At 45.0% G+C, this 23,540-nt stretch carries 23 protein-coding genes and 1 tRNA gene; 12 read left to right on the plus strand and 12 right to left on the minus strand.

Translation table 11 applies throughout. The features are described 5' to 3' along the window. Positions 1 to 7: 7 nt before the first annotated feature. The 3 genes from waaA to mltF all read left to right on the plus strand — a co-directional run bounded on the left by waaA (position 8) and on the right by mltF (position 3,218). Positions 8 to 1,282, plus strand: a complete 1,275-nt coding sequence (gene waaA / locus B2W60_RS06540; RefSeq protein WP_292362015.1) for a lipid IV(A) 3-deoxy-D-manno-octulosonic acid transferase — start codon at positions 8 to 10, stop codon at positions 1,280 to 1,282. Then, positions 1,269 to 1,718, plus strand: coding sequence for a tRNA adenosine(34) deaminase TadA (tadA, locus tag B2W60_RS06545; protein WP_292362014.1), 450 nt, complete (start codon positions 1,269 to 1,271; stop codon positions 1,716 to 1,718). The genes waaA and tadA overlap by 14 nt, the downstream gene beginning before the upstream one ends. A gap of 78 nt (positions 1,719 to 1,796) precedes the next feature. Continuing rightward, entirely contained in the window at positions 1,797 to 3,218 is a 1,422-nt protein-coding gene (mltF, locus tag B2W60_RS06550) for a membrane-bound lytic murein transglycosylase MltF (RefSeq protein WP_292362013.1), read from the plus strand. A 59-nt stretch (positions 3,219 to 3,277) separates the two neighbouring features. Here mltF and B2W60_RS06555 read toward each other — a convergent pair whose 3' ends face one another. The 4 genes from B2W60_RS06555 to B2W60_RS06570 all read right to left on the minus strand — a co-directional run bounded on the left by B2W60_RS06555 (position 3,278) and on the right by B2W60_RS06570 (position 7,824). Continuing rightward, the gene (locus B2W60_RS06555; protein ID WP_292362012.1) at positions 3,278 to 3,919 is read right to left on the minus strand and encodes a thiol:disulfide interchange protein DsbA/DsbL; all 642 of its coding nucleotides are present in this window, start codon (positions 3,917 to 3,919) and stop codon (positions 3,278 to 3,280) included. A gap of 23 nt (positions 3,920 to 3,942) precedes the next feature. After that, entirely contained in the window at positions 3,943 to 5,091 is a 1,149-nt protein-coding gene (ccsB, locus tag B2W60_RS06560; RefSeq protein ID WP_292362011.1) for a c-type cytochrome biogenesis protein CcsB, read from the minus strand. 30 nt (positions 5,092 to 5,121) lie between these two features. After that, on the minus strand, positions 5,122 to 7,140 hold the full coding sequence (locus B2W60_RS06565) for a cytochrome c biogenesis protein ResB (RefSeq protein WP_292362010.1): 2,019 nt from the start codon (positions 7,138 to 7,140) through the stop codon (positions 5,122 to 5,124). A gap of 75 nt (positions 7,141 to 7,215) precedes the next feature. Then, positions 7,216 to 7,824 (minus strand): c-type cytochrome, encoded by a 609-nt coding sequence (locus B2W60_RS06570; RefSeq protein ID WP_292362009.1) that lies wholly within the window; start codon positions 7,822 to 7,824, stop codon positions 7,216 to 7,218. An 85-nt stretch (positions 7,825 to 7,909) separates the two neighbouring features. Here B2W60_RS06570 and yihA point away from each other — a divergent pair, with 85 nt between their 5' ends. The 3 genes from yihA (at position 7,910) to B2W60_RS06585 (ending at position 11,439) form a co-directional block, all read left to right on the plus strand. Next, on the plus strand, positions 7,910 to 8,524 hold the full coding sequence (gene yihA, locus B2W60_RS06575; protein ID WP_292362008.1) for a ribosome biogenesis GTP-binding protein YihA/YsxC: 615 nt from the start codon (positions 7,910 to 7,912) through the stop codon (positions 8,522 to 8,524). Positions 8,525 to 8,733: 209 nt separating this feature from the next. After that, a complete protein-coding gene (locus B2W60_RS06580) occupies positions 8,734 to 11,241 on the plus strand; it encodes a glycogen/starch/alpha-glucan phosphorylase (RefSeq protein ID WP_292362007.1) in 2,508 nt (835 codons plus the stop codon). A gap of 121 nt (positions 11,242 to 11,362) precedes the next feature. Next, a tRNA-Arg gene (locus B2W60_RS06585) sits at positions 11,363 to 11,439 on the plus strand. A gap of 32 nt (positions 11,440 to 11,471) precedes the next feature. Here the strand turns inward: B2W60_RS06585 and B2W60_RS06590 are convergent. The 7 genes from B2W60_RS06590 to B2W60_RS06620 all read right to left on the minus strand — a co-directional run bounded on the left by B2W60_RS06590 (position 11,472) and on the right by B2W60_RS06620 (position 17,994). Next, on the minus strand, positions 11,472 to 12,821 hold the full coding sequence (locus B2W60_RS06590; RefSeq protein WP_292362006.1) for a sigma-54 interaction domain-containing protein: 1,350 nt from the start codon (positions 12,819 to 12,821) through the stop codon (positions 11,472 to 11,474). Between the two features lie 125 nt (positions 12,822 to 12,946). Further along, the gene (locus B2W60_RS06595; protein ID WP_292362005.1) at positions 12,947 to 13,408 is read right to left on the minus strand and encodes a hypothetical protein; all 462 of its coding nucleotides are present in this window, start codon (positions 13,406 to 13,408) and stop codon (positions 12,947 to 12,949) included. A 7-nt stretch (positions 13,409 to 13,415) separates the two neighbouring features. Continuing rightward, a complete protein-coding gene (locus tag B2W60_RS06600) occupies positions 13,416 to 13,979 on the minus strand; it encodes a BON domain-containing protein (RefSeq protein ID WP_292362004.1) in 564 nt (187 codons plus the stop codon). 249 nt (positions 13,980 to 14,228) lie between these two features. Continuing rightward, positions 14,229 to 14,420, minus strand: a complete 192-nt coding sequence (locus tag B2W60_RS06605) for a CsbD family protein (protein WP_292362003.1) — start codon at positions 14,418 to 14,420, stop codon at positions 14,229 to 14,231. Positions 14,421 to 14,781: 361 nt separating this feature from the next. Beyond that, positions 14,782 to 15,627 (minus strand): OmpA family protein, encoded by an 846-nt coding sequence (locus B2W60_RS06610; RefSeq protein WP_292362002.1) that lies wholly within the window; start codon positions 15,625 to 15,627, stop codon positions 14,782 to 14,784. A gap of 177 nt (positions 15,628 to 15,804) precedes the next feature. Further along, positions 15,805 to 16,947 carry a PilT/PilU family type 4a pilus ATPase gene (locus tag B2W60_RS06615; RefSeq protein ID WP_292362001.1) on the minus strand — a complete coding sequence of 381 codons (1,143 nt, stop codon included), beginning with the start codon at positions 16,945 to 16,947 and terminating at the stop codon, positions 15,805 to 15,807. 9 nt (positions 16,948 to 16,956) lie between these two features. Further along, positions 16,957 to 17,994, minus strand: a complete 1,038-nt coding sequence (locus B2W60_RS06620; RefSeq protein WP_292362000.1) for a type IV pilus twitching motility protein PilT — start codon at positions 17,992 to 17,994, stop codon at positions 16,957 to 16,959. 92 nt (positions 17,995 to 18,086) lie between these two features. Here B2W60_RS06620 and B2W60_RS06625 point away from each other — a divergent pair, with 92 nt between their 5' ends. Genes B2W60_RS06625 through pyrE form a run of 6 tightly spaced genes read left to right on the plus strand, consistent with a single transcriptional unit; the run spans position 18,087 to position 22,650 of the window. Then, on the plus strand, positions 18,087 to 18,785 hold the full coding sequence (locus tag B2W60_RS06625) for a YggS family pyridoxal phosphate-dependent enzyme (RefSeq protein ID WP_292361999.1): 699 nt from the start codon (positions 18,087 to 18,089) through the stop codon (positions 18,783 to 18,785). A gap of 47 nt (positions 18,786 to 18,832) precedes the next feature. Next, positions 18,833 to 19,669 (plus strand): pyrroline-5-carboxylate reductase, encoded by an 837-nt coding sequence (gene proC / locus B2W60_RS06630; protein ID WP_292361998.1) that lies wholly within the window; start codon positions 18,833 to 18,835, stop codon positions 19,667 to 19,669. Continuing rightward, positions 19,662 to 20,237, plus strand: a complete 576-nt coding sequence (locus B2W60_RS06635; protein WP_292361997.1) for a YggT family protein — start codon at positions 19,662 to 19,664, stop codon at positions 20,235 to 20,237. Before proC ends, B2W60_RS06635 begins: the two co-directional genes overlap by 8 nt. A 24-nt stretch (positions 20,238 to 20,261) precedes the next feature. After that, positions 20,262 to 21,410: a homoserine O-succinyltransferase MetX gene (gene metX, locus B2W60_RS06640; protein WP_292361996.1), complete on the plus strand. Its 1,149-nt coding sequence runs from the start codon at positions 20,262 to 20,264 to the stop codon at positions 21,408 to 21,410. Beyond that, complete coding sequence (gene metW, locus B2W60_RS06645; protein ID WP_292361995.1) at positions 21,410 to 22,012, plus strand: methionine biosynthesis protein MetW; 603 nt, start codon at positions 21,410 to 21,412, stop codon at positions 22,010 to 22,012. Before metX ends, metW begins: the two co-directional genes overlap by 1 nt. Then, positions 22,009 to 22,650 (plus strand): orotate phosphoribosyltransferase, encoded by a 642-nt coding sequence (gene pyrE, locus B2W60_RS06650; RefSeq protein ID WP_292361994.1) that lies wholly within the window; start codon positions 22,009 to 22,011, stop codon positions 22,648 to 22,650. Before metW ends, pyrE begins: the two co-directional genes overlap by 4 nt. A 119-nt stretch (positions 22,651 to 22,769) precedes the next feature. Here the strand turns inward: pyrE and B2W60_RS06655 are convergent, their stop codons facing one another. Continuing rightward, positions 22,770 to 23,531: a sulfite exporter TauE/SafE family protein gene (locus tag B2W60_RS06655; protein ID WP_292361993.1), complete on the minus strand. Its 762-nt coding sequence runs from the start codon at positions 23,529 to 23,531 to the stop codon at positions 22,770 to 22,772. Positions 23,532 to 23,540: the final 9 nt, after the last annotated feature.

A 23,540-nucleotide genomic window follows, 5' to 3' on the forward strand; every position in this document is an offset into this window, starting at 1 on the left:
GTCCAATTTGAAAGTCTTTTACACAATATTATTTTATCTGGCTTTACCACTCGTCCTGATCAGATTGATCTGGCGAGGGTTCAAGGCACCGGATTACTTCAAGCGTTGGAACGAACGTTTTGGCAGTATTCCCAAACGCATTTCTGAACAAAACCTGATCTGGGTTCATGCTGTATCAGTGGGCGAAGCAGAGGCCTGCAGACCCTTAATTAGTGGTTTACAGCAACGATATCCTGAGCATCAGATTTTAATCACCACCATGACCCCAACCGGCAGTGCACGGGTGAAAAGCCTGTTTGCCGACAGCGTTCTACATGTTTACTTGCCTTACGATCTGCCTTTTGCCATTAAACGTTTCTTAAAGGCTATGCGGCCCCAATTTGGGATTATTATGGAAACGGAATTATGGCCTAACCTGATTCTGATCTGTGCTGAACAATCCATTCCCGTCGTGATTGCCAATGCGAGACTATCCGCCCGCAGTGCCCATGGCTATCAAAAGGTCAGTAAGCTGACACGGCAAATGCTGCAAAGCTTGCCATTAATTGCCACTCAGACTCACAGTGATCGCGAAAGATTTCTTCAGCTCGGTGCATACAAAGAAAAAGTCCACGCTGTGGGAAACCTCAAATATGAAATTACCTTACCCGCCAGCTCTGTGGAACGAGCAGAAGCGATTCGTTCATTGTGGGGAAACCGTCCGGTGTTTATTGCTGCCAGTACCCATGAAGGGGAAGAAGAACAAATCATAGATGCTGCTCGCAAAATTCGCGGACAGTTTCGTGATTTATTGTTAGTTATTGTACCGCGCCATCCTGAACGTTTTGATCGCGTAGCCGCTTTATGCCGACGTGCAGGGTTAAACACACTTCGTAGAAGTGAAAATAAGCCCTGTGGCAGTCAGATCCAGGCATTGGTTGTCGATACCATGGGTGAACTATCTATTTTTTATGGAACTGCAGATGTCGCATTTATTGGTGGCAGTCTTGTTGCTCATGGTGGCCACAATTTACTGGAACCTGCAGCGCTTTCCAGACCCGTTATCACTGGACCGCATTATTTTAACTTTCTTGAAGTTACCAAGCAGTTTCTCGAACACCATGCGGCGATTGAAGTTAAAAATCCTGAGCAATTAGCTGATACGGTGATTGATTTATTGAAAGCCCCCCAACGTCGCGCTGAAATGGGGGATGCAGGCAGACAATTAATTGAACAGAGCAAGGGAGCCAGCCAACGTTTGCTCAACCTTATCGATATTTATATCCGTCATGGTCAACGATGAATACTGGATGCGCCAGGCATTGAAACTGGCGCAACAAGCCGAACAATATGGAGAGGTTCCTGTCGGCGCAGTCATTGTATTAAACAATGAACTTATTGGATCGGGTTGGAATCAACCTATCAGTCAACAGGATCCTTCAGCTCATGCCGAAATTATTGCCTTACGTGCTGCCTGTTTGCAGCAACAGAATTATCGACTGCCGAATTCTACAATGTACATCACATTGGAGCCTTGCATCATGTGTGCAGGTGCCATTGTGCATGCCAGAATTGAACGGGTGGTTTACGCGGCCACTGAACCGAAAACCGGCGCGGCCGGTAGCTGCTTTGATATTTTTAATACCAGCCAGCTGAATCATCGGGTTAAGTGTGAACAAGGCGTGCTGGCTGAGGAAAGCAGTCAAATGCTAAGAGATTTCTTCCGCTCTAAGCGATGAACATCACACTTCCCCAGTTTTCAATTGTAAGTTTCGGGGAATTTGTTGGGCAAAGCGATACTTATGTAGGATAATTTCATGCCCTACTGTCAGAGTGAAGTTTTGAAAAAGCCAATTTTTCTCATTTTCATGCTCTGCATATTGAGCGCTTGCAATGCCCCCAGCAATCAACTTGAACAGATTCTGGAGCGTGGCGAACTCCGTGTCGTCAGCCGCTACGGCTTGACCAGTTATTACAATAACGGGGGGCAACTGGCCGGCTTTGAGTACGATCTGGCAAAAGCGTTTGCTGATTATCTCGATGTTGAGCTCAAAGTCACTGTCCCCGATAACCTCAGTAAGACGCTTGATATGATTGAAAATGGTCAGGCAGATATTGCGGCGGCAGGGTTAACCATCACCCGAGCAAGACAGAACAGATTGCGGTTCGGCCCTATTTATCATGAAGTGACGCAACAGCTTATTTACCGTCATGGCAGTCAAAAACCTCGCGATATAACTGAAATCAGCAGCGGTCAGTTAGAAATAGTTGCCAATAGCAGTCACGCCGAACAACTCACTGTGTTGCAGCAGGAAATCCCTTTATTGTCCTGGACCGAAAATCAGACAATCGATACCAGCGGTTTACTGGAACTGGTCCAGCTTGAGTTGATTGACTACACCATAGTTGATTCCAACGAGATGGCCGCCAGTCATAGTCTTTATCCTGAGTTACGGGTCGCATTTGATGTATCCGATCCGCAACCATTAGCCTGGGGTATGCGACGCAGTGATGATATGAGTTTACAACTCGCTGTAAATGCTTTTTTTGATCAAATCGAAACTTCCGGCTATCTGGATCAATTAATTGAAACCTATTTCGGTCATATTCGACGTTTTGATTATGTGGATTCGCGTGCCATTCACCGTCGGATTCAGACACATTTGCCACAATATGAATCTATGTTTAGAGCAGCGGCATTGGCTTATGATTATGATTGGCGGTTACTGGCTGCAATTGCCTATCAGGAATCACACTGGAATCCACAAGCTGTTTCCAGCACTGGTGTACGTGGCTTGATGATGCTGACACAGGCTACTGCAAAAGAAATGGGGGTCAGTGACCGGGAGGATCCTGAACAAAGTATCTTTGCTGGTACCGCCTATCTGACCATTATGAAAAACCGTTTGCCTGAACGTATTGCTGAACCGGATCGGACCTGGCTTGCACTGGCCGCCTACAATATCGGGCTTGGTCATCTGGAAGATGCCAGAGTTCTCACTGAAAAAAATGGCGGTAATCCGGATCGCTGGTCAGACGTACGGGAAAATTTGCCATTACTGGCAAAACAGCAATGGTTCAGCCAGACCCGTTATGGTTATGCCCGTGGTGGTGAACCGGTTCGTTACGTAGGCAATATTCGTCGTTACTACGATATTATGTTGCACCATGATGAAGTAAATCGTAATTCGACCACACCGCCAGCTGAACTGAATCAGACGCTACCAGCAGCCTTATAAAAGTAAAAAAAAGGCCGGTTAACTTCGTTAACCGGCCTCGGACAATGGTTAAGTTAGCATTATTTTTCAGCTTCAACTTTTTCAATCAAATGCTCCGCCACATTAAGCATTTCAGTCATCCCTCCTGCCAGGGGTGCGTCAGTAAAATAACGTCCATCGACGATAAGAACTGGAACGCCCTGAACGCCAGATGTCTGGCTGATAATTAATGCTTTTTTTACGTTGGTTTTGACTGTAAACGAATTCATCGTTTCAACGAACTTCTCACGATCAATGCCCTGCTCTTCGACAAAGTCGAGCAAACGATCTTCGGTATCGAGACGACGCTTATCAATATGAATGGCATTAAATAATGCTTTATGCAGTTTTTCGGAATCACCGGTAACTTGTGCAGCATAAAACACTCTTGCCAGCTGTAACCAGCTATCACGGAAAATAGCCGGTACCTGAGTAAATTTCACATTTTCAGGCAGGGTTTCTTTCCACTGCATAATTTGTGAATCCAAAGTAAAGCAATGTGGGCAGGAGTACGAGAACAACTCGATAACTTCAATCTGTTCATTTGAAGTATTTTTCGCCATACGCTCAGTGGTTGGCTTGTAGTGATCGCCCTCTTTGTAGCTTGCTGAATCCGCTGACACAGTAAATGGCATTAACAATGCCGCCGTAGTCAGTAACAAAGCACGAATAGATCTCGTCATTTCAATATCCTTAAATTTTATATTTACAAACTGCCGTATGAGTGAAGTCCGGACAAAAACATATTGACACCCAGAAAGGCAAATAAGGTCACGAACAGTCCAACAATTGCCCACCAGGCCATCGGTACACCATTCCAGCCTTTTGTCATACGCATATGCAACCAGGCAGCATAATTCAGCCAGACAATCAATGCCCAGGTCTCTTTTGGATCCCAGGACCAGTAGCCACCCCAGGCTTCAGCAGCCCACAAGGCACCAAGAATGGTTGCCACTGTAAAAAAGGCAAAGCCAAGGGCGATGCTTTTGTACATTAAATCGTCCATCATCATCAGTGGCGGCATGGCTTTTACCACACCGCTGTCAGGATTCTTTGCAGCACGCCAACTGACCAGTAAATAGGCGATACCGATCATGGCTGCCATAGCAAACGCACCGTAACCGATAAAGTTTGCCGGCACATGAATTTTCATCCAATAGCTCTGCAGTGCAGGAACCAATGGCTGAATTTCATGCGCATTACGTTCAAATGCATACCAGAGCTGGAAGATAACGGCAGCGGAAATCACCAATAAAACAAAGCCACCTAAGCTGCGCACCTGATAGCGACGTTCATAAAACAGGTAAAGCAGTGCTGTAACGACGGCAAACAGAATGAATACTTCATAGAGATTGCTAACCGGGATATAACCGATATCAGCACCCATCATATGGGTTTCACGCCAGCGCACCATCAGTCCTGTCATACCAAATGTAGTTGCAATCCAGGTGAAAGCGCTCCCCACTTTTTCAGTATAAGCAGAACGAAAAATCAAGCCACCAAAATAGGTAAAGGTTGCAGCAATAAAAAACACACTCATCCACATAATCGCCGACTGACTGGCCAACATATATTTAAGCAGACCATTGGTTTCAGCAGCGCCAAGCTCAGATCCGTACAACTGCAAAGCCATTAAGCTTAAGACTGCTACAGCAATGGAGTGTCCGCGAAACCCGGGCCACTGATTTCCCACCAATGCCATACTGACTGCAGTAAAAATCAGAATAGAGACTTCGTAAACATCCAGTACTTCATGATAAATCGTCAAAATACCAATGGTTGCCAGCAACAAAAGGCTATACCACCACCATGTATGTGCGGCTGGTTTGGTCATTATTTCAGTATTTGTTGTCATTGGTTTCTCATACTCTCTATAACGCTTTCACTAAGAACCCGGCAATTGCCGGGAGTTCCCCGTTTTAGCTGGTAATGCGGTTTGTTGCTCATTGAAAAATGTATCAAATTCACGTGCATTGCGATTACTTGATCCTGCCAGAATGATGTCAGTCTTCTCAGGCCCTTGCTCAATCCATGCCCACAGGCGTCGTTGCGGAAGATAAAATAGTAAAAACACACCGATAACCAATAGGGCACAACCGAAATACACCACATTTTTACCCGGTGCCTTCGCAATTTGCAGTCCGGTAGATTGTATATGTTCAAAATCAGTCAATTGTAAAAATACCGGTGAGCCATAACGTGACAGTGTGCCGATCGAATCAACCGTATCCTGTAAAAAGAGTAACTGGTCGTTAGTCACCGTTTGTGGATCAATGCCGTCCATGCTGAAATAAATACGTGCCAGCATTTCCCGTAACATGCCTAAATAGGCTGGTGCTAAATTGTCACGCTCTGCATCGGGAAGATTGTTATCAATAAAGTCTCTTACTTCATCAAAGCCGCCACGGACAAACATTTTGATCAGTGTTTCCAGAGTCTGTTGCAAACTGCCTTCCAGTGCTTCATCACGCTCCGGTAGCATGGCAAGTGCTTCTTTCATCATTGAGTTTGCAATACCGGAAACCAGCGCCTCATCACGCAGCAAGGCCGAATATTCAAGAAAACGTGTCAGGCTGCCATCTTCATCAACAGGTAAATAGAGATAAGCAAAAGATTCAGCCGGGGTATTGCGTACACCACTTAAAAAATATTCACGGCCATCACGCTCCACCGGAAACATGTAGTTTTCATATTCTCTGGCTTCGCCGGTCTCAGTACGCAATTTGAATGTGAAGTTTGGGCCAAAATCACGTACGTTGCGCATATCTTCTTCAGTAGGATCAGGATTGATATTAAAGGGACGGAAATCAATCATTTCCAACTGCATGCTTTCTTCACCCCAGAGCATTTGTCGATTTTCAAATACTTTGGTCTGGATAGACACAGGTTCGGTTCCGGCTCGACTGTCTAATGGCCAGGCATCCAGACTCAATAAAGAACCGCCATCACTGAAACTGGCCTGATAAATCGCATGCCCACGATAGATCAACGGATGATTTACCGCGATTGTTGCCTCCATCGGCGCATCCAGCTCATCATCGTGAATAACTAAATCAGATTCAAATGATTTCGGCTGACCGTTGGGATAATGTTCAATTCGGAAATCTTTAACTTCAATACGAAACGGCAAAGCTTGCAGTAAATACCCGTCACGGACCGGCAAAAAAACCACTTCTGAGGCCTTACCTTCCGGAATACTGACAGATCCTCTGAATCCCTGATTTCCCTCTCCCAGCCGACTCTCCGCAGGAATATCACGAATCGAAAGATCACGTGTCTCAATTTTGATATCGCCACGCCATTCTGCAAGTTTGAGCGGCATGTTGCTGTCAAACAGGCCGCCAACACAAATCACCACAATGGCAATATGGGTGAATAAATAACCAAGGCGATTCATCCCACCCCGCATCGCCGAAATTAAGATCGCATCGTCTTGCTTGACGGTTTGCCGGCTGCGAAAGCCGAGATTTTTGAATTCCTTTTGCAGGCTATTGGCAACGGTTTGCAGATTGTCGTTTGATTGCCACTGAGCACTGTGGTGCATGGCTTTTAATGATTTTTTCTGCACATTGGTGCGCAATTGCCACATTTCTTTGGTCATGGCAGGGAAATGGCGGATAACGCAGACTGATGTAGAAATAACCAATAACGCAAGGATTGTTATAAACCACATAGCGCTGTATACATCATAAAGCCCAAGTTGCTCAAACACATCAAACCAGAATGGTCCGAATTTTATGACGTAATCAGCATAGGGTTGATTTTGCTGCAGTACTGTACCGATAACAGAGGCGACTGCTAACGTCAGTAATAAGGTGATAGCAAGCTCCATCGAACCGATAAACAGAAATAACCGGCGTGTAAAACTCAGGCTTGATGGACCTTTTTTAGTGGACTCAGACATGATATAGCTCAAACATGAGCCGATTTATGACTCCGGTGAAATGTTGAATCATTTTCACCGGAGCATTATCAGCATTTAGTGCAGACCGGATACATAAGCGGAAACCGCTTTGATCTCTTCCTCTGTCATCTTAGAGGCAATATCACGCATCATGCCATTAGGATCGTTATGCCGCTCACCATTTGCAAAAGCGTGTAATTGCGCTTCTGTATAGGCACGATATTGAGCAGATAGTTTCGGCCATTTCGCTGCAGGCATACCACTGCCATTTGGGCCATGACAGGCCATGCAGGCTGGCACTCCCGATTCACTGTTGCCACCGCGATAAATCTGCTTACCGAGGTCCAGCAAATCTTCACTTACGGCGCCAGGAGTAGACTCTTTGCTGGCATAATAAGCCGCTAAATCTGCCATATCTTCTTCAGATAACCCGGCAACCATTGGTGCCATAATCGCATTTTCACGCTTGCCGCTTTTGAATTCGACTAACTGTTTATAGATGTAACTGGCATGCTGTCCGGCCAGTTTGGGATACATATCAGAAGGACTGTTCCCATCAACACCATGACAGGCTGCACAAACCGCTGATTTTGCTTTGCCGGCGGAAATGTCACCTGCAGCTAAGACTAGCGGTGAAGCTGTTACTCCAAAACCCAACACCACTGCAAAAATAAATTTTTTCATTGTCGTTCCTGGCTACTAACTTTCGGATACAAAACTTCCGGTATGCTACTCTTATTGGCACTTTTTTGCACCTGGAAAGACTGAAATGTCAGAGCTATACCGCAGCGCGCATTATACTGTCAGCGCGACACAATTGTCCCAACTACCATCCGATTCAGGTTTTGAAGTGGCTTTTGCAGGCCGCTCTAATGCCGGAAAATCCAGTGCAATCAACACTATCACGGGAATAAAAGCACTGGCACGCATCAGTAAGACACCAGGAAGAACGCAAATGATCAATTTTTTTCATCTTGATGATGAAAGAGCGCTGGTTGATCTTCCCGGTTACGGTTATGCCAAAGTCCCGGAAAAAATGAAGCTGAAATGGCAGGCAACACTAAGTAAATATCTTGAAACGCGGCAATCATTACGCGGATTAATGCTGATGATGGATATACGTCACCCGCTAAAAAACTTTGATTTACAAATGCTAGGCTGGGCCAAACAGGCTGAACTGCCGATTCATATCCTGTTAACCAAGTCTGACAAGTTGGGCCGTGGAGCCGGTGGCAACGCTTTACAGCAAGTTCGAAAGGAATTGAAGGAAGCCGGATTAAATGCCTCAGTACAATTATTTTCATCTTTGAATCATCAGGGTCGTGATGAAGCGATACAGGTTCTTGATGAATGGTTTGAGCTTTCAACCCCAGCACAAGATTAGAATTTTCTGCTGAATCAATTTATTACAAAATTTATGCTGCAGGTGATGGCAGATGTCGCCACTCTCTGCTAACGTTTACTTCAATGGGTGCAATGCTACCATAGAATAATTAAGTTCAATGTTGAAGCTGGCGCTTCATGGCATCGTAGCCAAAGCCCGTACCCACATCTGTTTTTTTCCATAACGATTCCCATTCAAGGATTGCCGCTATGACGCCAAGATATACCGCGATAACAACCCCTTTGCCTGAGCTTTATCAGACGTCAAAACTGGGGATGAACACGCTCGCTTTAACCGAAGATTTTAAACGCTATTTCGGAATATATCTCGGTCAGGACAAAGGCTGTGCTTCAGGGCATTACCTGTATTCTGCCATGGCCCACACCCTGCGTGATCGGCTTTTTGAAAGAATGAAAAACACCAAGCACACCTATGCGGATACTCGCTGTAAACAAGCTTATTACCTATCTATGGAATTTTTGATGGGCAGAGCAACTGGCAATGCTGCATTAAATCTGGGTATTGAAGAACCACTGAAAAAAGCCCTGATCAACCTGGGGCTCGAATATGAAGAACTCGCTGAGTTTGAGCATGATGCCGGGTTGGGTAATGGCGGTCTTGGGCGACTGGCCGCCTGTTTTATTGATAGCTGCGCTACTCTGCAGCTACCTGTGACAGGTTATGGTCTGCGTTATGAATACGGCATGTTTCAGCAAAAAATACAAAATGGTCATCAACAGGAAATGCCGGATCATTGGTTAAGGGATGGTAACCCATGGGAGCTTGAACGGCCGGAGTACACTCAGCGGATCAAGTTTGGTGGACATACTGAATTACGCCGCAATGCCAACGGACAAATGGAAATTCAGTGGGTTGATACCAATGATGTTCTGGCCGTTCCCTATGACTTACCAGTTCCCGGTTATCAGAATGGTACGGTGAACCGCTTGCGTTTATGGAAAGCCGCGGCCACAGATGAATTTAATCTGGAAGATTTTAATGCCGGCTCCTACACAGAAGCTGTAGCTGCTAAAAATGAAGCAGAAAATATCAGCATGGTACTGTATCCAAATGATGCCAGTGAAAACGGTAAGGAATTACGACTTCGTCAACAATATTTTCTGGCTTCAGCCAGCCTGCAGGATATTCTGGATTACTGGGTCACTACCCACGGTGAAGATTTTGAAAACTTTGCGGATAAAAATGTGTTTCAACTTAACGATACGCATCCCACCGTTGCCGTTGCTGAATTAATGCGGCTGCTAATGGATGAGCATCAATTAGGCTGGGATAAAGCCTGGAAAATCACCACAAACACTATGGCCTATACCAACCATACATTACTGCCTGAAGCTTTGGAGCGCTGGCCTGCAAATCTTTTCGGACGATTATTGCCACGGATTCTGGAAATAATTTACGAGATTAACGCCCGTTTCTTACGTGAAGTTGCCAATCATTGGCCTGGCGATAAAGAGCGGTTGGCGCGGATGTCAATTATTGAGGAAGGTTCCCAGCAACAGGTTCGTATGGCCCATTTAGCCATTATCGGTAGTTTTTCAGTAAACGGTGTTGCTGCCCTCCACTCGGAGTTACTGAAAAAAGGTCTGTTTGAAGACTTTTATCAATTGTGGCCAGAAAAATTCAACAACAAAACCAATGGTGTGACTCAGCGGCGCTGGATGGCCTGGTGTAACCCTGTGCTAAGCCAATTGATAACAGATACCATAGGTGACAAATGGATTACCCGTCTGAGCGAACTGGAAAATCTTGCCCCACTTGCCCATGACAATGATTTTCAGGACGCCTGGCATAAAGCCAAATATGAAAATAAAAAACGCCTGGCCGCTTTGGTCGAGAAAGACTGCGGTGTCACTTTTAACCCAGAAGCCATGTTTGATATTCAGGTGAAACGCATCCATGAATACAAGCGCCAGCTGCTTAATGTATTACATGTGATTCATTTGTATGATCAGATCAAACGAGGACAAACGGAAGGTTTGCCCAAACGCTGTGTTTTATTTGGTGGAAAAGCAGCTCCGGGCTATGTGATGGCTAAACAGATCATCAAACTTATTAACAATGTTGCCGATGTCGTAAACAATGATCCTGATATTGGTGACTTGCTGAAAGTGGTGTTTTTTCCGAACTATCAAGTCTCAGTTATGGAAGTCATCTGTCCGGCAGCTGATTTATCTGAACAAATTTCAACTGCCGGTAAAGAAGCATCAGGTACCGGCAATATGAAGTTTATGATGAATGGTGCGATTACCATTGGCACTCTGGATGGCGCTAATATCGAAATTCGCGAAGAAGTGGGCGATGACAACTTTTTCTTATTCGGTCTTTCTGAAGTTGAAGTTGCCGAAAAACGTGGTCACTATAATCCGCAGGCTATTATCGACAATGACGCTGATTTGAAACGTGTAGTGGATTTATTAACCGGTGGACACTTTAATCAGTTTGAGCCTGGCTGTTTTGACAACATCATTCGTGCCTTTACCAGTCCAAATGACCCGTGGATGACAATAGCGGATTTTCGTAGTTATATCGATGCCCAGCACCAAGCGGGTCAGGCCTATCAGGATAAAGAACGGTGGACGGCAATGAGCATTACCAATGCAGCCCGAAGCGGGAAGTTTTCCACTGATCGTACTATGGAAGAATATAATCAGGATATCTGGAAACTGGAAAAAATCGCTCCACATCCGGATAGCTGATTCCAGCTATAAAAAGCCTCTGCCCGTAAACGCAAATACTTACTGGCCGGGGCTTTCTGCTTTTTCGGTGGTTTAAGGCTATTAAAGTCCGTATAATTCGCGCTGTCAGCAATAAGTCAAAGCGCCTGTAGCTCAGTTGGATAGAGTATCGGTTTCCGAAACCGAGGGTCACAGGTTCAATTCCTGTCAGGCGCACCACTTTTCCGACATCGACTTGTTACGAGGGCAGGTTAAGTAATCTCCGAACCTGTTTGGAGGGGCGGCTCCATCTGGCCATATTGATCCAGTTTGTTATATAAAGTTTTAACCGTGATCCCAAGTTGTTTTGCTGCTTGAGTTTTGTTCTGCTTACAAGCATCAAGCGTTGAAAGTATCAAACTTTTTTCTGCATCTTTAATCGATGTCCCTGGCCCAATACCATTGTCTTTTATAGACTGGATACTCGAAAAGTTTGGTAAATCAGCGACAGTAATAAGTTCTTCCGCAAGAATATGAGCCCGCTCAACACAATGTTTAAGTTCTCTGACATTCCCCGGCCAGCTGTATTGAGCAAATATATCCAAAACCTCATCGGCAAAAACTTTTCCTGATTGGGTCGCTTCATTACGATAGGCAAGAAAATGTTTTGCCAGCTCAATCACATCATTATCACGGTGACGCAATGGCGGAATTTTGATCGGAAAATGCGCTAAACGAAAATATAAATCTTCCCGCAGAAAACCTGCTTCAATCGCTTCGTCGGGCTCCCTGTTCGTTGCGGCGATGATTCTTACTTTGGATTGCCGAACAACGTCACTGCCCACTCGTCTGAATTCTCCGCTTTCCAGCACTCTGAGCAATTTGCTTTGCAATGCAAGGGGCATTTCGGTGATTTCATCCAGTAATAATGTTCCATTACCACCCTGCTCAAAAAAACCGATATGCTGGTTTACCGCGCCAGTGAACGCGCCTTTTTCATGGCCAAATAATTCACTTTCAACCAAATCAGCAGCCAGGGCAGCACAATTAACTGAAACCATTGGTTCGTTGGCCCGTTCACTCTGTTCGTGAATAGTTCTTGCTGCGACCTCTTTTCCACAACCGCTTTCACCTATCAAAAAAACATTGGCATCCGTTTGACTGACACGACGTATCAAGCGATACAGCTTATGCATTACTGCTGATGACCCCAGTAATGAACCATATTGATCGAGAGTGGAAGTGAGTGTGGCAGTATGACGGTTTCGTTTAAGTTGTTTAAATTCTTCAGCAAATTCTTTAGCGATTTCTATGAGCGGAGTAAAGTCGCTCATCTGTCGAAAATGATAGGCTACCCCCTGACTCATCATAAGATCCAGCCATTTATTGGGAAGGCCGTCACTTAATAAAATCCAGTCAGCGGTGCTTAATAATGGATGTGCCTTGAATAATTTATATTCACTCCCAGTTACTTGCTGGGGGGCAAAGATTACCAGGTCAGCTTCATAACTTTGCTCAGTCAAATCTGCAACCTGAATCAGGCTAAAGTTACACGCAGAGAGCTGATTGCTCAGTTTCGCCGAGAGCTCGTCATCCGGTGAGATTAATAATAATTTTGGCATAAGACTCGTTATCAATTAAATGTTGATTTTGAGTCTAACATGGTCAATTTACAGGTTTCTTAACATAGATAAAGTGGCTGAAACAATTGTTCCAGCCTCTTTAAATTCAATGAGTGAAATTCGGGCTAACTTACCCGCCGATGTTGTCGCCGATCATTTTTTAGTCTTTGCAAACGATCCTGGCTCAACTGTATATTAGCCAAATGACCAGCTAAGTACGAGGACATCCGACGGTCGTTCATTCTTCTTACATAGATTTTCAAAATCTCTAATGAACGCCTTTCTATTGTTTCAAGGTCAGCAAGACATTCCTTATCAATTGCAGGGTTACACATTCCATATGTAATTTTATAAATCGCCCGCATTGTTAACGCTAACTCGGTATTACAGGGCTGAATATTTTTCAGCCCTGAAAAACGTTTATTTATATCATTAACAATGTCTGCCCTTACAAGGGCCATTTCACGAAACAGCATTCTTACCTCACTACTGATCGCTTTCCTTGCGATCATATTGTAGAAGCTGTCTCCATCTACACAGATACTTCTCAACTCATGTATAAGTTGTTGATCTCTGTTATTTAACATCTGACATTCAGTTTGTTACAACCAGTTCATCTTTGACCTCGACAACTTTGTCGTAGCCTTTTGCCATTTCGATAGCCAAATCCCTTTCGGTCTCATTCTTCACATTGCCTTTCAATGTGACAACCCCATTATCAGTTGAAACATTAATGGATGTAGCTTCGAGCTTATCATGAGCTGCAAGCTCCATTTTAAGACCGGCAGTAACCGTCATATCATGCCAAGCACGGCTAAATGATTTGTTATCGTTATCTTTGGCTTCGTCATGGCGGTAATCCGGATCAATCGTTAAATTATTTTTAACGTCGGTAATTCCTTCTACATTCCGAGCAATTTCACCTGCCAGATCTTTTTGGGTTTCGTTATTAACCTCCCCGGTTAATACGGCAACACCATTGTCAATGTCGGTATCAATTTTAAAATTATTTAATTCCGTGTTGAGCAATAATGATGTTTCCAATTTCCCATCCAACCAGGCATCATTCGCTTCACCTTGCCAATCATTAGCAAATGCCGGGGTACTGATTAATGTCGCTGCAGTCAAAATTGCTAAACCATTCATTTTAAATTTCATTATTTATCTCCTTATCGATTTAATTGTCACTTATGAAATTTTGCTATAACCATGCCAGCCTTTTATACATATAAAGATCAATGAGTTAGACAGATATTCAGCAACAAAAAAGAGGGCGTCATGAATAATTTACAAACCCTATCGGGAAAATATTCATGTTTAACCACCGTTTTAAAATAAAAATGCGTCTTAACGACGCCTTTTGATCGATACCCGAAAAAATAATATTCAGGCTTAATTGACTAATGACTATTTATTAAGGGCTTCGACCTCTTTTTCTGCCTGATCTTTTGCCAGGCCATACCGCTCCTGTAATAAGCCTGCAAGTTGCTGAGCATTCCCTTTAGTTTGTTCAATTTCATCGTCCGTTAATTTACCCCAGCTTTCTCTGAATTTACCTTTGAATTGTATCCACTTACCTTCGGTAATATCTTTATTCATGACAATCTCCTCTTCGCTTAATTAATGGAAAGTCTGGCATTAAATTCATATCCAGACGTCCGTCTCTCTGAACACAGAAAACAAACATTCTGTATCTCAAGACTCGGAAAAACTCCTGGATGAAACCGTTTTCAACAAGGAGTTATAACCTGCACAGCGTGTTACAGAATTCATGCCATTCCGATAAGCAGTTGATCCTTATGGTTTATACAGAATCACATTGGAAATAAAACCTTAAAAATCAGAAGAAATAACATAGTGAAATGTAAATATTTCAGATACAAACCAGGACTCAATCAAAAACAACAGACACAAAAAAGGCCCGGTTAAGGGCCTTTTTCGTAACAACTAAAACGGGTTGTTATTGTGTGTTAACAATGAAGTCAACACGACGGTTAAGGGCGCGACCAGCATCAGTCGAGTTATTTGCTATAGGTGAAGTCTCACCCATACCAACTGGAATCAGGTTGTTACCGTTAACACCTTTAGATACCAGATATTCAACTACAGATTCCGAACGACGTTGAGACAGTTTCAAGTTGTACTCTTCTGAACCGATACTGTCAGTATGACCTTCTACACGCACTTCAACCACTTCATCAGTGTTGAGTAAAGCAGTGACCGCGTCATCCAGAATGGTTTGCGCTTCTGGTGTCAGAGTCGCTTTATCAAATTCAAAGTTCACACCCGTCAGAGATAAAATGGTTTGACCAGCAATTGGGCAGCCATCTTCATCAACGATTACACCTTCAGGAGTGTTAGGGCACAGATCTTTGTAATCCGCTACGCCATCTCTATCAGAATCAATCGGGCAACCAACGTTATCAACAGTTACACCCGCTGGAGTGTTGGCACACATATCGATACCATCAACGACACCATCGTTGTCTGAATCCATTGCGCAGCCATTGGCATCAAGTAAAGCACCAGGGACTGGCTCATGTTCACACATGGTTTTTTCTGTTACTTCTTCTGCTTGCGCTTCATCGGTAGGGCAAAGTAATAATGCCAGCATTGCACCAACCGCAGCGCCACCCACTGCACCAGAACCGCCACTCGCTGCAGCACCAACGGCTGCGCCACCAACAGCACCACCAAGCGCCGAACATAAGGTGTAATTGTCGTAAGCACGTTGATTTGGGCCTGCACAACCAGCCAGCAAACCAATCGTCAGCAATGCTGCCGTTAATTTAACTGTAATATTCATAGTTTAAGTTCCTTTAGATTTATTGCTTATTAGTAGGTAATCGTTTGCTGATATCCTGACTGACACGGCCGTTACTCCATGTGTCAGACTCAAACATCATAATAATACGATTTACGTTTGAAGTGTAACATATTAAAAAAAAGACATATTTGCCTTTTTTTGTAACTCCCTAAAAACCTAAAAACGTGTGCCCATTGTTTCATTTTCCATTTCAAGGGATAAAGCTTGGGCACCGGCTTCGGCCGGGAGTTCACCGGTCTCTGAACCTAACTTTATCATCAACCTTACTTCATTGCTTGAATCAGCATTTCGCAACGCATCTTCGTATGAAATCTCGCCAGCTCTGTACAAATCATACAAGGACTGATCAAAAGTTTGCATCCCCAGTTCACGGGAACGTTTCATAACATCCTTGATTTCAGATACCTTCCCCTTCTCGATCAGATCACCGATTAGTGGCGTATTTAGAAGCACTTCAACAGCCACCGCCCGCCCGGCGCCATCTTTTTTGGGGATGAGTCGTTGGGCAACAATGGCTTTCAGGTTTAAAGATAAATCCAAAAACAATTGTTGGTGACGGTCTTCCGGGAAAAAGTTAATCACCCGCTCCATCGCCTGATTGGCATTATTGGCGTGGAGGGTGGATAAACATAAGTGACCGGTTTCAGCAAATGAAATGCCGTAGTCCATGGTATCCCGACTCCGGATTTCACCGATCATAATGACATCCGGGGCTTGCCGCAAAGAGTTTTTCAAGGCGATTTCGTATGAATCCGTATCCACTCCAACTTCACGCTGTGTCACAACACATCCTGCATGTTTATGATCAAACTCGATAGGATCCTCAATGGTTAAAATATGCCCGGTGCTGTTCTGATTGCGATAGCCAATCATCGCCGCCAGCGTGGTTGATTTACCACTGCCTGTAGCGCCAACAAACATCACCAGTCCGCGCTTGGTCATTGCCAGTTCTTTGATGATTTCAGGAACATGCAACTCTTCGATGGTAGGGATCTCACCTTTGACCAGTCGCAAAACCATGGCAATACGGCTACGCTGATAAAGTGCACTGACCCGGAAGCGACCAGCACCTTTGGTATCGATGGCATAATTACATTCCTTATCCCGCTCGAAAGTCCTTTTCTGTTCATCGTTCATGGTACTCAATACCAATTCACGCGCCTCTTCTTCGGATAAAGGCTCCTGTGAAAGTGTTGCCATTCGACCATTTACTTTTAAAGTGGCAGGTCTGCCCGAAGTGATAAAAATATCAGAGGCTTCGTGTTTTACAGCTGCTTTTAATATTGTGACAATTTCCACTTTGATCTCCTAACGGAACAGGTCCTTGTTCACAGCACGAGGCAGTGCTTCATGCTTGGTGATTTGCTGACGACGGACCAAATCCTGTAAACACTGATCCAATGTCTGCATGCCCAAGGCACCACCGGTTTGAATTGACGAATACATCTGCGGCACCTTGTCTTCGCGAATCAGGTTACGAATCGCCGGGGTACCGATCATAATCTCATGTGCAGCAATCCGACCACCACCCACTTTCTTCAGCAAGGTCTGAGAAATAACGGCACGTAATGATTCTGACAGCATCGAACGTACCATGTCTTTTTCTGCGGCGGGGAATACGTCGATAATACGGTCAATAGTTTTTGCCGCTGAGGAAGTATGCAATGTACCAAACACCAGATGACCGGTTTCTGCAGCAGTCAGTGCCAGACGAATGGTTTCCAGATCACGTAACTCCCCCACCAGAATAATATCGGGATCTTCCCGCAAGGCACTGCGTAAGGCTTCACTGAACCCATGCGTATCTCGATGAACTTCACGCTGATTAATCAGACACTTCTTACTGCGGTGAACAAACTCAATCGGATCTTCAATGGTCAGTATATGTTCATTATCTTTATCATTCCGATAATTGATCATCGCAGCCAATGTTGTCGACTTACCTGAACCAGTTGGTCCGGTCACCAGTACAATACCCCGGTGATTATCGGAAATCTGTTTGAAAATTTCAGGGGCCCCCAATTCTTCTAACGTCAGGACCGTTGAAGGGATTGTCCGGAAAACAGCAGCTGCACCACGATTCTGATTAAACACATTGACCCGGAAACGTGCCAGATTGGGAATCTCAAACGAAAAGTCAGCTTCCAGAAACTCTTCAAAATCCTTGCGCTGCCGATCATTCATGATGTCATACACCATGGCATGGACCTCTTTATGCTCCATGGCCGGCAAGTTTATACGTTTGATATCGCCATCAACACGTATCATTGGTGGCTCACCGGAAGAAATGTGCAAATCCGACGCATTGTTTTTTGCACTAAAGGTCAGCAATTCAGTAATATCCATGCACATTCCTTAATTCATAAAGTTACGGCTACCCGTCAACGACAACATAGCGAATACTGCTAAAGGTAGCGTGCTCCAGACAGGCTTGCAACATGACAAACTCAAAAACACGTCTGCAATCTGTGATGAACTTCATCAAATTGGCAGAACAACAGGCGCACAGACATCCAGGCTCAGTAAAATTGCTAGCAGTAAGCAAAACCTGGCCAGCCTCCCGGCTCAGAGAATTAGCCGAAGCCGGACAAACACGTTTTGGTGAGAATTACCTGCAGGAAGCATTGGAAAAGATCGCTGCGTTAGATGATTTAACATTGGAATGGCATTTTATCGGCCCGGTCCAATCCAATAAAACCCGTGAAATTGCTGTCCATTTTGATTGGGTACAGAGCGTAGACCGGTTAAAAATTGCTCAGCGTTTATCGGCTCAGCGGCCACAACATAAAACACCCCTTAATATATGTCTGCAGGTGAATATTGATAACGAACCCAGCAAATCCGGCGTTCAGCCGGAAAAATTACTGGAGCTCGCAGCAGCGGTCAGTCAACTGGATAATCTGTGTTTGCGAGGTTTAATGGTCATTCCTGCTATTGCTGAGACGGAGGAAAAACAGCTGGATACCTTTGGTCGGGCGCAACAGCTATTTTCTGAATTGAAAATCGCACATCCCGAAGCCGACACACTGTCAATGGGAATGTCTGCTGATATGCAGGCTGCAATCACTCAGGGCAGCACGATGGTTCGGATTGGCACCGCTTTGTTTGGCGAGAGACATACACCCGATAAACAATAACCAGTACACTACCCACTTAAACATTTGGCTCAATGGAGATTGATTAGATGATACCTTGTAAGCTCGCCTTTATCGGCGGTGGAAATATGGCGCGCAGCCTGATTGGTGGTTTAATTGCCAATGGCATTTCTGCCGACAATATCCATGTTGCCGATAAACAGCCGGACACACTCGAATCACTTAACAGTCGCTATCCCGTTCAGACATTTACGGACAATCGTCAAGCCATTGAAGGCGCGGACGTTATTATTATTGCGGTGAAACCGCAGCAACTTCAGGATGTAGTAAAGGAACTCAATCCTGACTGGCAACAGCAGCAACTGATGATTTCCATTGCAGCAGGAATTCGCATCAAAGACATCAGCCGCTGGCTTGATAAACCTCATGCCTCCATCGTACGTGCCATGCCAAATACTCCCGCGCTTGTAGAAGCCGGTGCTACGGCTTTATTCGCCAATGAAAATGTCACTCATCAACAACATGAACTGGCTGAATCAATTCTACGTGCCTGCGGTCTAGCTATCTGGCTGCAAGACGAAAAACATATGGATGCTGTCACCGCTTTATCGGGTAGTGGTCCTGCCTACTTTTTTCTTGTTATGGAAGCCATGGAAAAAGCAGCTGTGGAGCTTGGGTTACCGCAGGAAACAGCCAGACTATTATGTTTGGAAACCGCATTTGGGGCCGCTAAAATGGCACTGGAAAGTGGCGAATCTGCCAGCACGTTGCGAAAACAGGTCACCTCGCCCGGCGGCACTACTGAAAGAGCTATTCATGAACTGGAGGATGGTGGTTTGCACGGCCTATTTGAAAATGCGTTAGTGGCAGCGGCATTACGCGCTCGTGAACTGGCAGATGAATTAGGACAAGATCACCATGCCTAACAGTTATTTCTCAAATCCATTGATGTTTCTGATTGAAACACTGTTTCAGTTGTATATGTACATCGTTGCAATACGCTTACTTTTACCGCTAATCAGAACATCGTTTACGCATCCATTAATACAGACCATCATTCGTATTACTGAACCGCTGTGTGCACCACTACGCAGCTTTATGCCCAGCTCACGTAAATTTGATTCTGCTGTTTTACTTTTATTGATCCTGGTTACGCTGATTAAATTGACTTTATTGCTCAGTCTGGCAGGTGCATGGCCGGCATTAACCGGATTAATACTGTTCACGGTAGCAGAGTTGTTTTCACTGTTTATCAGCTTATTTACTGTCACGATTATTATCGAAGTTCTGCTCAGCTGGCTGGCCCCTCAAGGCTACAATCCGGTCGCCAGCCTGATCCAGGCGATTAATGCCCCTTTACTGGATCCGGTAAGGCGCAGAATGCCTTTACTGGGTGGCATTGATTTATCGCCGTTAGTCGTCATATTAGGCCTGCAGGTTCTGTCGATGCTGGTGATGCCTTTATTACTCGGCACAGCCTATCCCCAGTATTAATTTTGTTATAGGACACAATACATTATGTCGGACTCCCTGCCAGCTGACTCAGTTGGATTGGTAACCCCTTCTCACTTGCATATTGATACGCCACTAGCTCTGGATTGTGGTCGAGTGCTGCCGCAATTTGATTTGATTTATGAGACCTATGGCACATTGAATGAAGATAAAAGCAATGCTGTTCTGATTTGTCATGCATTGTCCGGAGATCATCATGCTGCCGGTTTCCATTCTCTGGAAGAACGCAAGCCTGGCTGGTGGGATACGGCAATTGGTCCGGGTAAAGCCATTGATACCAATCATTTTTTTGTAGTTTGCCCGAATAACCTGGGTGGTTGTAAAGGCTCATCCGGCCCCAATACGGTTAATCCACAAACCGGCAAATTGTACGGTCCTGATTTTCCAATAGTGACCGTAGCTGACTGGGTAAAGAGTCAGGCGATTCTGGCAGATTCATTAGGCATTGATAAGTGGGCGGCCGTTGTTGGTGGCAGTCTGGGTGGCATGCAAGCATTGCACTGGGCGATTACCCTGCCTGAACGGGTTGGTCACGCTCTGGTGATCGCCGCCGCACCAAAACTCTCAGCCCAGAATATTGCCTTTAATGAAGTCGCCCGCACCGCAATTAAATCGGATCCTGAATTTCACGAAGGTCGCTATCAGGAATTTAATACTGTTCCCAGACAAGGGCTGGGACTGGCGAGAATGCTGGGGCATATCACCTATCTTTCTGATGAAGCAATGGGCGAGAAATTCGGTCGTGAACTGCGCAGCGGCAAAATTCAATACGGTTACGATGTTGAATTTCAGATAGAAAGTTATTTACGTTATCAAAGCTCCAGTTTCGTCGAGCGGTTTGACGCCAACACCTATCTGTTAATGACCAAAGCGCTGGACTACTTTGATCCGGCCAAGGAATTTAATGACGATCTGAATGAGGCCGTCAAAGCAATTCAGGCCAAGTCGTTGATCATTTCATTTACCAGTGACTGGCGCTTTTCACCATTACGTTCACTGGAAATCGTCGATGCCTTGCTCAGTGCAGGTAAGTCTGTCTGCTATGCGGAAATCGAAGCCACTCAGGGCCATGATGCTTTTTTGATGCCGATACCACGTTATATGGAAATCTTTGCCAGTTATATGCAGCAGGTTGCTAAAGAGGTGAATGGCTAATGGCTTTACGCGTTGATTTACAAATAATCAGTGATTGGATACCAGATAATGCCCATGTTCTGGATTTGGGCTGTGGTAATGGCGCATTATTAAAACATCTGCAACAGCGCCATATCACAGGCTATGGCCTAGAGATAGACAACAGCAAATTTTCTGAATGTATTCAAAGCGGTGTCAATGTGATCCAGGCTGACCTGGATGCAGGTCTCAGCCAGTTCGCTGATCAAAGTTTTGATTTTGTTATTCTGTCACAAACCCTGCAGGCGGTAAAAAGACCGGATTTTTTACTTAGAGAAATTATGCGGGTTGGCAAACAGGGTATTATCGGCTTCCCGAATTTTGGCCATTGGCAATGCCGTTTTCAATTAGGCATGCGCGGTAAGATGCCGGTATCCAAAAACCTGCCGAATGCATGGTTCGATACGCCCAATATCCATTTATGTACTCTGAAAGATTTTGAAAAGCTTTGTGGCCAGTATGGCTTCAGTGTAGTCAACCGCAGTGTGGTTAATCACGAACATAAAGATACCCTTGGCATTCGTTTACTACCCAACCTTTTTGGCCAGATTGCTGTTTATTTGATTCATAACGGAACCCCATGAAAGATTATCAACACGCTTTTATCGAATTTGCGCTGCAAACCGGTGTATTACGTTTTGGCGAATTCACCTTGAAATCAGGGCGGATTAGCCCCTATTTTTTTAACAGTGGTTTATTCAACAGTGGTGCAACACTGGCCCGGCTGGGACGCTTTTACGCTCAGGCGATTAGTGAATCCAGTCTCGACTATGATGTGTTGTTTGGTCCAGCCTACAAAGGCATTCCGTTAGCTTCCACAACAGTCGTCGCATTAGCCGATCAACATGATCGCGATGTACCCTACGTATTTAACCGCAAAGAAAAGAAAGATCATGGTGAAGGTGGTCAGTTGGTGGGGGCTGAACTGCAAGGCAAGGTATTGATCATTGATGATGTCATCTCCGCCGGAACGTCTGTAGGTGAGTCGGTTGAAATCATCCGTGCAGCAGGTGCCGAACCTGCGGGGGTAATCATTGCCCTGGATCGCCAGGAACGTGGGCAAGGTCAGTTATCCGCTATTCAACAGGTCGAACAAACCCATGGTATACCTGTCGTGAGTATTATTTGTCTGAACGACTTACTCAGTTATCTGCAGGACACTCCCGAGTTACAACAACACTTACCTTCCGTAAAAGCTTATCGGGAACAATATGGGGTCTAGGGCTTGTTGGCTCTTTCATCGCCACCACTACTGGAGGCATTTTTTTCGTCCAATAAGGTGGAAAAGTAGCACCAGCCCTATCATCATCTCCTTAAAAGTGATGATCCCCCCTCCCAGTGCTAAAAAGGCCCCCAAATCAATCTGACCGCAATTAACAACGTAACAACTTCAAAACTGCGTTTTATCCAGCGGTTACCCCAAAGCAGAGCTAAGTGCGATCCGAGGTAGCCGCCCAATAAAGAGCCTAACAACAATGCCGGTAGCCAGTCCCAGCGTATTTCGCCCAAAATACCCAGCGTAATGGCACCGGCTCCATTCCAGAACAACCCAACCAGAATAAGCGTATAGGCCACTGCACGCTGGTAATCCATACCAAACCACAATATCAGCCACAAGGTGACAAACAATCCCGTTCCGGACGTCAGCGAACCATTAAGAATACCTAAAAAAAACAACACCAAAGCGCCAATAAGGTAACCACGTCGCTCGCGATGAACCGGCAAATAGGTTTGCCCTAACGCAGGTTTGAATAGAGAATATATACCAAGTGAACCGGTTAATATTCCCAAGGCAATTTCGGCAATTCTGTCTGGCACTAACAAAATCACACTACCGCCAATCACCACACCAGGTAAGCCAGCGATCAATAACAAGATCACAAACTGACGTTCCAGACGGCTGGTAGAAATATAACGCAAAGCTGCCCCCAAACCCAACGCCACGCTGGCCACTTTATGGGTAGCTAAGGCAACGGAAAAACTCAAGCCCAGGAAGATCAGTACCGGAAACTGGATTAATCCTGCACCACCGCCGCTTAATGCCGAAAACGTATTTGCCAGCAAAGAAATGACAAACAGAATAAAATGTTCAACAAGGCTCAAATTAACAAT

The sequence above is a fragment of the Methylophaga sp. UBA2496 genome (genome assembly GCF_002341635.1).
In the GTDB taxonomy this organism is placed as follows: domain Bacteria; phylum Pseudomonadota; class Gammaproteobacteria; order Nitrosococcales; family Methylophagaceae; genus Methylophaga.

Coding starts and splice junctions, on each gene's coding strand:
- tadA (WP_292362014.1), top strand. CDS start 1,269: ATGGTCAACGATGAATACTGGATGCGCCAGGCATTGAAACTGGCGCAA.
- mltF (WP_292362013.1), top strand. CDS start 1,797: ATGCCCTACTGTCAGAGTGAAGTTTTGAAAAAGCCAATTTTTCTCATT.
- B2W60_RS06555 (WP_292362012.1), bottom strand. CDS start 3,919: ATGACGAGATCTATTCGTGCTTTGTTACTGACTACGGCGGCATTGTTA.
- ccsB (WP_292362011.1), bottom strand. CDS start 5,091: ATGACAACAAATACTGAAATAATGACCAAACCAGCCGCACATACATGG.
- B2W60_RS06565 (WP_292362010.1), bottom strand. CDS start 7,140: ATGTCTGAGTCCACTAAAAAAGGTCCATCAAGCCTGAGTTTTACACGC.
- B2W60_RS06570 (WP_292362009.1), bottom strand. CDS start 7,824: ATGAAAAAATTTATTTTTGCAGTGGTGTTGGGTTTTGGAGTAACAGCT.
- yihA (WP_292362008.1), top strand. CDS start 7,910: ATGTCAGAGCTATACCGCAGCGCGCATTATACTGTCAGCGCGACACAA.
- B2W60_RS06580 (WP_292362007.1), top strand. CDS start 8,734: ATGACGCCAAGATATACCGCGATAACAACCCCTTTGCCTGAGCTTTAT.
- B2W60_RS06590 (WP_292362006.1), bottom strand. CDS start 12,821: ATGCCAAAATTATTATTAATCTCACCGGATGACGAGCTCTCGGCGAAA.
- B2W60_RS06595 (WP_292362005.1), bottom strand. CDS start 13,408: ATGTTAAATAACAGAGATCAACAACTTATACATGAGTTGAGAAGTATC.
- B2W60_RS06600 (WP_292362004.1), bottom strand. CDS start 13,979: ATGAAATTTAAAATGAATGGTTTAGCAATTTTGACTGCAGCGACATTA.
- B2W60_RS06605 (WP_292362003.1), bottom strand. CDS start 14,420: ATGAATAAAGATATTACCGAAGGTAAGTGGATACAATTCAAAGGTAAA.
- B2W60_RS06610 (WP_292362002.1), bottom strand. CDS start 15,627: ATGAATATTACAGTTAAATTAACGGCAGCATTGCTGACGATTGGTTTG.
- B2W60_RS06620 (WP_292362000.1), bottom strand. CDS start 17,994: ATGGATATTACTGAATTGCTGACCTTTAGTGCAAAAAACAATGCGTCG.
- B2W60_RS06625 (WP_292361999.1), top strand. CDS start 18,087: ATGACAAACTCAAAAACACGTCTGCAATCTGTGATGAACTTCATCAAA.
- proC (WP_292361998.1), top strand. CDS start 18,833: ATGATACCTTGTAAGCTCGCCTTTATCGGCGGTGGAAATATGGCGCGC.
- B2W60_RS06635 (WP_292361997.1), top strand. CDS start 19,662: ATGCCTAACAGTTATTTCTCAAATCCATTGATGTTTCTGATTGAAACA.
- metX (WP_292361996.1), top strand. CDS start 20,262: ATGTCGGACTCCCTGCCAGCTGACTCAGTTGGATTGGTAACCCCTTCT.
- metW (WP_292361995.1), top strand. CDS start 21,410: ATGGCTTTACGCGTTGATTTACAAATAATCAGTGATTGGATACCAGAT.
- pyrE (WP_292361994.1), top strand. CDS start 22,009: ATGAAAGATTATCAACACGCTTTTATCGAATTTGCGCTGCAAACCGGT.